This window comes from Streptomyces sp. NPDC002130, assembly GCF_040296465.1.
Lineage (GTDB): Bacteria > Actinomycetota > Actinomycetes > Streptomycetales > Streptomycetaceae > Streptomyces.
Window position 1 is genome coordinate 1 of sequence record NZ_JBEOXI010000590.1, and the last position, 2,251, is coordinate 2,251.

The following is a 2,251-nucleotide window of genomic DNA, read 5'->3' on the forward strand; positions in this document are numbered from 1 at the left end:
GCGGGCCGTGTGCCGCGGCCACACGTAGTCGTTGCCCACCACGAACCAGCGCCGGACCCGGCGCTCGCGCGCCAGCAGATCCATCGCGGGCCGGAGCTGGTCGCCCGGGATCTCGCTGGTCAGGAAGACCCCCGCCGTGTTCTCCCCGCCCTCGTACAGCGCGGTGTACACGTACGGGACGCGGTGCGCGATCCTCGGCGCCAGAGCCTGCCGTACGGAGGAGATGTGCCAGCCGGTGACGCCCTGCACGGCACCCAGATCCACCAGCGCCTCGACCTCGTCCGCGATCTCGCCGGGCGGGCCCGAGCCGTCGACCGGCACCAGCCGCAGTTCCCTGCCGAGCACGCCGCCCTCCCGGTTGACCTCCTCGGCGGCCAGCCGCGCGCACAGCTCGCAGGCGGGCCCGAAGATCCCGGCCGGGCCCCGCAGGGGGAAGACGAGGGCCACGCCGAGGACGGAGTCGTCGGCCGTGAACCACTCGGTCCCTGGGAGGTCGTGCCGGAACATGGCGTCATGATTCCGGCTCCACCGGACGAACTCCAGTGCGTCTCCTACGATGGACACCCCTCGTGACCTAGGAGCAGGGATGCCCAGCCCCACCCCGCGTCGTCCCGACGACCTCGTGCAGTTGCTGACGCGGGCCGAACGGCTGGCGGCGCGGCGTTTGCAGGGCGTGCTGGAGGCGGAGGGCTGCTCGCTCGACGCGTGGCGGGTGCTGGCCGCGCTGTCCGACGGTGAGGGGCACCACATGACGGGGCTCGCCGAGGCCGCCTTCCTGCCGCCTCCGACGCTGACCAAGCTGGTCGACCAGCTCGTCGACCAGAACGTGGTGCACCGCAGGGTCGATCCGTTCGACCGGCGTCGTGTCCTCGCCCATCTCACCCCGCGCGGCCAGGAGTACTGGCAGCGCGTCGACCGCGCCGTCCGCGCCGGCTGGCCGCCGCTCGGCGACGGCGACGACGACCTGCTGCGGTCCCTGCTGGACCGGCTGGCGGCGACGCTGGAGGGCTCGGCGCGCGTGTGAGCCCCGAGCGAGGCATGGCGGGCCGTCGCCCGGCGCGGACCCGGCAGTTCTGTACCCGAAGGGCCTGCACCTGACTGGTCTACACCCTTGACTGGTACAGACCAAAGCGGTTGAGTGTGCCTCCCAGCCCCCCACCACGGCCGCCCCCACGCCGTGACCGGACCACCGGCGCGTGCGGTCAAGGGCCTGCTTCACCCTGCCCTCGTCAGGGTGCGGCCGTGCTCCGCGAAGGAGTTGAACCGTGTCGAGACGCCGCATCTCCGCAGTCCTGGCCGCCCTCGCCCTCGCCGGCCCCGCGCCGGTGCTCCTGCCCGCCACGAACGCCTCGGCCGCCACCTGCTCCAGCTATCCGAACTGGACGGCCGGGAAGTCGTACGCCGCGGGCGACATCGTCCGCTACAGCGACGGCAAGGCGTACATCGCCGAGCACGCCAACCCGGGCTACGACCCGGTCATCAGCACCTGGTACTGGGAGCCGTACGCCTGCGACAACGGTCCGGGCACGCCCAACGCCCGCTTCGTGGTGAGCGAGGCGCAGTTCAACCAGATGTTCCCGAACCGGAACTCGTTCTACACCTACAGCGGCCTCACCGCCGCCCTCGGCGCCTATCCCGGCTTCGCCAACACCGGCGGCGACACGGTGAAGAAGCAGGAGGCCGCGGCCTTCCTCGCCAACGTCAGCCACGAGACCGGCGGTCTGGTGCACGTGGTGGAGCAGAACACCGCCAACTACCCGCACTACTGCGACTGGAGCCGGCCCTACGGCTGTCCGGCCGGGCAGGCCGCCTACTACGGGCGTGGCCCGATCCAGCTGAGCTGGAACTTCAACTACAAGGCCGCGGGCGACGCGCTCGGCATCGACCTGCTGAACAACCCCTGGCTGGTGCAGAACGACTCGGCCGTCGCCTGGAAGACGGCCCTGTGGTACTGGAACACCCAGACCGGCCCCGGCAGCATGACCCCGCACAACGCCATGGTGAACGGCGCCGGTTTCGGCCAGACGATCCGCAGCATCAACGGTTCCCTGGAGTGCGACGGCAAGAACCCGGCGCAGGTGCAGAGCCGGGTGAACAACTACCAGCGCTTCACGCAGATCCTCGGTACGTCACCCGGCGGCAACCTGTACTGCTGACGCAGCACCGGCCGGCGTGGTGTCATGCGGGATGTCATGAACCTGACTGTTTGATCGAAGGGCATCCCTCATGCGCCTACGCACCCCCCACGCCC

The 2,251-nt window shown here is 70.8% G+C and carries 3 protein-coding genes; 2 read left to right on the plus strand and 1 reads right to left on the minus strand.

What is annotated here, in order from left to right; all coding sequences use genetic code 11:
* A partial coding sequence (locus tag ABT116_RS43210) for an ABC transporter substrate-binding protein (protein WP_351646232.1) occupies positions 1 to 507 on the minus strand: 507 nt, incomplete at its 3' end.
* A 79-nt stretch (positions 508 to 586) separates the two neighbouring features.
* On the opposite strand from ABT116_RS43210, the gene ABT116_RS43215 reads away from it, so the two are divergent.
* Positions 587 to 1,024 carry a MarR family winged helix-turn-helix transcriptional regulator gene (locus ABT116_RS43215; RefSeq protein ID WP_351646227.1) on the plus strand — a complete coding sequence of 146 codons (438 nt, stop codon included), beginning with the start codon at positions 587 to 589 and terminating at the stop codon, positions 1,022 to 1,024.
* A gap of 241 nt (positions 1,025 to 1,265) precedes the next feature.
* On the plus strand, positions 1,266 to 2,156 hold the full coding sequence (locus tag ABT116_RS43220; RefSeq protein ID WP_351646230.1) for a glycoside hydrolase family 19 protein: 891 nt from the start codon (positions 1,266 to 1,268) through the stop codon (positions 2,154 to 2,156).
* Positions 2,157 to 2,251 lie beyond the last annotated feature (95 nt).

What these genes read in the sequence shown, in the direction of transcription:
- ABT116_RS43215 (WP_351646227.1), top strand. Translation starts at nt 587, where the DNA reads ATGCCCAGCCCCACCCCGCGTCGTCCCGACGACCTCGTGCAGTTGCTG.